We start from the raw sequence: 5,450 nt of genomic DNA, 5'->3' as shown, positions 1-5,450 counted from the left end.
ATAAAAAAACCTGAAAAATATTGAGTTTATCAACTGAAAATAAGAAAAAAAACGATAAATTTGAAACATTAGAAAATTAATAAAAAACACTACTTTAGGCAACACCTTGTATAAAAAATTGCTTAATTTAGTTTAAACTAAAGCTTGTTGCTATTTTGCAAACTTCTGAATTTCCGCTGGAAATTCCTCGTTCACAAAACCGCAACTTTCCATACAAAACAACGTTAGCTACAATTAAAATCAACAATATGAAAAAGGAAATTTTAGTATTAGTATTTATGCTTTGCTATCTATCAATTGCATCTCAAGAATTTTATAAAATTGGTGAGAAAAGTGAAGTTTTGACTAAAATTCAATTAGAAAATAAAATTTCAGAATTAAATATAAAAGCAAAAAAAAATGGAAATAAAAATGATACCCACAGATTTAAAGTTAATTACAAAATAATTAAAACATTAAACAAATCTGATTCAATCATTAATATTGTTCGTTATGATATTAAATATGAATCTACTAGAAATGAAAAAATTTTCACTTTAGAGAATAAAAAAATACCTGAATTTAATTTAAGGAATGTTGAATCAAAAAGAAGAACCTTAGAGCATTTCAAAGGAAAGGTTACTTTTATTAATCTTTGGTTTACTAATTGTTTTCCTTGTGTAAAAGAAATACCTTTACTCAATACTTTGAAAGAAAAATACAAGAATGAAGTCAACTTTGTTGCTATAACTTTTGACTCTAAAGAAAAGGTAAAACATTTTCTAAAAAAGAAAAAGTTCAATTTTGAACACATTATTAATGCTAAAAATTATTTAAGTAAAGATTTAGGAAATAGGTCTTACCCTAAAATAATTCTTTTAAATAAAGAAGGAATTGTCAAATATGTTGGAGGAGGAATTCCCTCTGAATACGACTATGAAAAGAAGAAAATGAAAGAAAGAACAGAAAAAGATTTAGTTTATCTTGAAAAGATAATTGAAGATCTGAATAAATAAACTGTAGCTAACACCGTATAAAAAAAATTGCTAAATTAGTGCTTAACCAAAGTTAGTTGCATTTTTGCCAACTTCTGAATTTCCTTCGGAAATTCCTCGCTGACAAAACCGCAACTTCCCTTATACAACAACGTTGGCAACCATTACTCACTCATAATCTGAAAAATGAATGAAAAAGAAATAATTGAAAAAATTGACCTGTTATTTGAGAAAATAACTGACTTTAATACATTTTCAATCAACAATATTTTTTTCAAGGAAATAAAACCTGATGAAAAAAATAAAGATGAAGTAAAAAAGTTCTTTGATATTGTGAACGAAACAAAATTATTCGGAATGAATAATGACTTGTTTGAAAAATACAATGACAATGGTTGGTTTTCTTTAACCGAAAAAGGAAAAGAATTGAAACTATCCAATTTCGGATATAACAAGTTCACTAAAAAATCGAAACCAAAAAAGTTTGATTTATATAAAATAATACCTATCATTTTGACAATTGTTTTTGGTTCTTTAAATATTTATCAGAAATATGATTATCGTGAATTAAAGAACAATTATGATTCTCTAAAATTTGAACGTGATTCTTTAAAACAGAAATTGACTGATTTGAATAATAAAACTGTTGAATATAAAGTATACACATTAACAGATACATTAAAAACCAAAAAGGAATCTGAATGAATTTAAGTTTGGCGGAATAAAAAACGGTTGCCAACACCTTGTATAATTTATTGCTCATTTTATGCTTATTTACGAAAGTTCTCACGAACTTTCTTTGTTAGTTATTATTAATTATCTTTATTGCTTTAAGGCGCAACAAACCATACAAAAACACGTTGCCATTCATTGGCGAAACGCACTCAAAATCTAAAAATATGAATAAAATAAAACTGACCTTGATTTTTTTACTAGTATTCACTTTAGAATGTTTTAGCCAAGACTCTAGAAACAACGGAATAAGAAATACAGCAATTAGCAGTGGAATTGGATTAGGAAGTGTTTTGGCTGTGGTGGTTTCTTGGGAAAGAAATAAATCAGTTCTTTTAGCATTTTTGCACGGTATTTTTAGTTGGTTATATGTTTTATATTTTGTGCTAACCAGAAAACCAGAAGAAAGACATAAAAAATAAATCGGAACTGAAACGAGTTGATAAAAACTCAACTATGCGCAGAATTTAAAAAGTTGTGGAATTACTCACTCAATCGGAATTGAAAATGTTTGCAGACCACAATATTTTATGACTAATTATGAAAACAGAAACTAAATCAATAATAAAAGGAGGAATCGCTGGCGGAGTTGTTTATGCTGGAATTATGGTTGGGTTTGACTATACAGATGGACAAGATTTTAGAATCTGGAGATTTATATTCAATGCTTTATTTTTTGGCATATGTATGGGATTTATCACTCGAAATAGTCTAAAAAAACAAGCCGAAAAGAGAAATAAGAACTGAATAAAAACAACGAAATGGCAACACCGTGTATAATTAATGGCTGGTTCTCGCCTACTTACGAAAGTCCTCGCGGACTTTCTATTCGGTTTTTATTTACTAAATTAGGTGCTTAAACACGCCACTAATCATACACAATCACGTTAGGTTTAATTAAAAACAAATTGCTAGTTTGAAAATTATAGATTGAATTAATGTCTAGTTTTAATTACAAAGATTTACTCCCAATAAATGATTCCAAATCTCTAAAAGAGGGAAAATTTAAAAATCTTTCAGTAGATGAATCTAATAAATGGAGAAATTTTAAAAACATTACAAAATCTGAATTTATTGCTAATCAATTAGCAAATGAACAGAATAATATTTGTCCAGCTTGTAATCAGATCATTGAAAATTCAGAAGGAGTAATTCATCATTTGGACTATGACAGGCTTTGTAAATATTTGGAATGTTTTAGGCTACCTAAACCAACAACCAAACAACCCCACAGAAAATTAAAAACTCCAAAATGCAGCAAATGTCCTGAAACAAATATTTGCAAGGAGAAAGTTGTCTTAATACATAACAAGTGCCATTTTAAAATACACATTATTGAAGGTAGAATTAAAAGACCTGAAACTAAATTAAAACAAGAAGATAAACTAGAATATTGGAGAAATTGTTTGAATAAAAATCATAAAGAAATAATACAGAAATCTATTAATCTATTTAGAAAAATAAATCCACAAATAGAATACTCTCTAAATTATTATTCAAGATACATTGCTTTAAAACCTTTAAATATCTTAACTTTTAAAAATCATAATGAATACATATTAATCAAAATTAAAAAAGGAAATTTATTTAAGATTAGAGAACTTTTAGAAAATCGTGGAATTAAGTCTGAATTCTTCTATAAAAAAGGGGAACTATATAGTATTAATTTTTTAATAAATTCAGAGGAATTTAATAGAAATATTGAATTAATGAAAACAATCTATAAAACTACGAATGAGAATAACTAAACCTAACACCGTGTAAAAAAAATTGCTGGTAAAAGCCAACTTACGAAAATCCTCTCGGATTTTCTTGGTTCGTGTTTTATTTGCTAACTTTAGTGCTTAAACCACGCAACTTTCCTTACACAACCACGTTGTAATGCATTTGAAAAAAATCGAAATTCGTAATGAAATTAGTAGTTGACAAAGAATTATTAGGGGTTTTTAGAAGTATAATAAATCGGAATTTGACACTAGCTGAATGGAGGGAAATTGAAAGCGATGATGAATTTCAAACCGAAAATTATTGTGGCGGATTTGATGCAACAGAAAATGAATTTTGCTTTAGTTATTACAACAAAATTAGAACTGAATATTGGTTTCAAAAATCACTCTTGGAAATACAAAAAATAAATAAAGGAGAAATAACAGAATTTGAAATAAGGTTAGCGGAATGAAATATTTAATTACGATTTCAATAATAATTCTGACTTCTTGTATTGGCTTGAAAAATGTTTCTAACGAATTGGTCGGGAAATGGGAATGTTATCATAAAGAACTTGAAGATGGAACTACAAAAAGTGCGGATTTGTTTAGCGGAGAGGAATTTGAATACTCTTGCGATGGACTTATAATTGAATTAAAATCTGACTTCACTGGTTCCGAATCAATTGGAGGACTAACTTTTGAATACAAAAAAACGGACTCAATTCTGAATTTAGGAAATCGGAATTACGTTATTGAGAAATTAACCCAAACTGAACTTGTAATTAGAGATTATGATTCTGACGGAACAAATATTTCAAATTTTAGACAGAAATTTAAGAAAATAGAATAACGAAAAATAAAAACGCATTACAACACCGTATATAATTTATTGCTAGTTCCAGCCTACTTACGAAAATCCTCGCGGATTTTCTATTCGGTTTGTATTTGCTAAATTAGGTGCTTAAAACACGCAACAAACCATATACAACAACGTTGTGCTTCATTATGACAAACCGCTAACCAATGATAAAATTCTTTAGAAAAATTAGACAAAAACTACTCTCTGAAAATAAATTCAGCAAGTATCTGATTTATGCAATTGGAGAAATAATCCTTGTAGTTATTGGAATTTTGATAGCATTGGGAATCAACAATGCGAATGAAAATCGAAAAGAAAACAAGCTGGAACAGAATACTCTCTTAAATCTAAAAAAGGATTTTCAACTAAATAAAGAAAACCTTGAAAGTGTTCTTTCTGACAACGAAAAATATATTAAATCTGATTTGGAAATTTTAAACTTTGGGAGAGATAATTCATCCATTAAAACAGAATCTGAATTTAGCATACTGCTTGATGACTTAACAGCTCTATCAGAATTTTTTCCAACCAATAATTCATTGGATAACTTACAAAATTCAAGTAGTTTAAGTTTGATTAAAAGTCAAGAATTGAGGAATAAATTATCTTCCTGGAAACCATATGTTGAATCAATAAAAGACAAAGAAAATAATGCATTGGAATTGGAAGGTAAAGCAATAGATTTTATAATAAAAAATGGAAGTTGGCTAAATGTGGATGAAGCTTCGAATTTTAAAGCTTTGGATAAATACACTTTACCAAAATCGAGATTTGAAATCGATAATAGAACTTTACTAAACATTATTGAATTCGAAAATATAGTAGAGAATTTGATTATGCAAAAGAATGGTTTAATTCGGACAGAAGAAAAAACATTAGTATTAGTAAAAGAAATTCTCGATTTAATTGAGAAAGAGATTAAAAAATAACGAAAGCACAACACCGTGTATAATTCATTGCTAGTACTCGCCTACTTACGAAAATTCTCGCGGATTTTCTATTCGGTTTGTATTTGCTAATTTAGTTGCTTAAACACGCAACGAAATCATACACAAACACGTTGTAACACATTACCAAGCAAACTCAAAAAAAGGAATATTTTACGGAATTACCAAATTGAAATTGAACGAAATGAATTGATAAAAACAATATTTATTTCGAATTCTATGGCAAAAA

The 5,450-nt window shown here is 27.8% G+C and carries 8 protein-coding genes; all 8 read left to right on the top strand.

The annotated features are described in order from the left end of the window. Positions 1-155: 155 nt before the first annotated feature. Entirely contained in the window at positions 156-995 is an 840-nt protein-coding gene (locus FP421_RS05985) for a TlpA family protein disulfide reductase (RefSeq protein WP_159948606.1), read from the top strand. Positions 996-1,160: 165 nt separating this feature from the next. Further along, positions 1,161-1,679 carry a hypothetical protein gene (locus tag FP421_RS05980; RefSeq protein ID WP_159948604.1) on the top strand — a complete coding sequence of 173 codons (519 nt, stop codon included), beginning with the start codon at positions 1,161-1,163 and terminating at the stop codon, positions 1,677-1,679. A 194-nt stretch (positions 1,680-1,873) separates the two neighbouring features. Next, on the top strand, positions 1,874-2,128 hold the full coding sequence (locus tag FP421_RS05975; RefSeq protein WP_159948602.1) for a hypothetical protein: 255 nt from the start codon (positions 1,874-1,876) through the stop codon (positions 2,126-2,128). Between the two features lie 118 nt (positions 2,129-2,246). Beyond that, positions 2,247-2,453 (top strand): hypothetical protein, encoded by a 207-nt coding sequence (locus FP421_RS05970; protein WP_159948600.1) that lies wholly within the window; start codon positions 2,247-2,249, stop codon positions 2,451-2,453. A 191-nt stretch (positions 2,454-2,644) separates the two neighbouring features. Then, positions 2,645-3,454 carry a hypothetical protein gene (locus FP421_RS05965; RefSeq protein WP_159948599.1) on the top strand — a complete coding sequence of 270 codons (810 nt, stop codon included), beginning with the start codon at positions 2,645-2,647 and terminating at the stop codon, positions 3,452-3,454. A gap of 161 nt (positions 3,455-3,615) precedes the next feature. Next, positions 3,616-3,885 carry a hypothetical protein gene (locus FP421_RS05960; RefSeq protein WP_159948598.1) on the top strand — a complete coding sequence of 90 codons (270 nt, stop codon included), beginning with the start codon at positions 3,616-3,618 and terminating at the stop codon, positions 3,883-3,885. After that, positions 3,882-4,265, top strand: coding sequence for a hypothetical protein (locus tag FP421_RS05955; protein WP_159948597.1), 384 nt, complete (start codon positions 3,882-3,884; stop codon positions 4,263-4,265). Before FP421_RS05960 ends, FP421_RS05955 begins: the two co-directional genes overlap by 4 nt. Before the next feature lie 173 nt (positions 4,266-4,438). Beyond that, complete coding sequence (locus FP421_RS05950) at positions 4,439-5,203, top strand: hypothetical protein (protein WP_159948596.1); 765 nt, start codon at positions 4,439-4,441, stop codon at positions 5,201-5,203. The last annotated feature ends 247 nt before the right edge of the window (positions 5,204-5,450 follow it).

Source organism: Polaribacter septentrionalilitoris (assembly GCF_009832745.1).
Lineage (GTDB): Bacteria > Bacteroidota > Bacteroidia > Flavobacteriales > Flavobacteriaceae > Polaribacter > Polaribacter septentrionalilitoris.
Note: the sequence above shows the minus strand (reverse complement) of the source record. Positions and strands in the feature narration are given on the sequence as shown.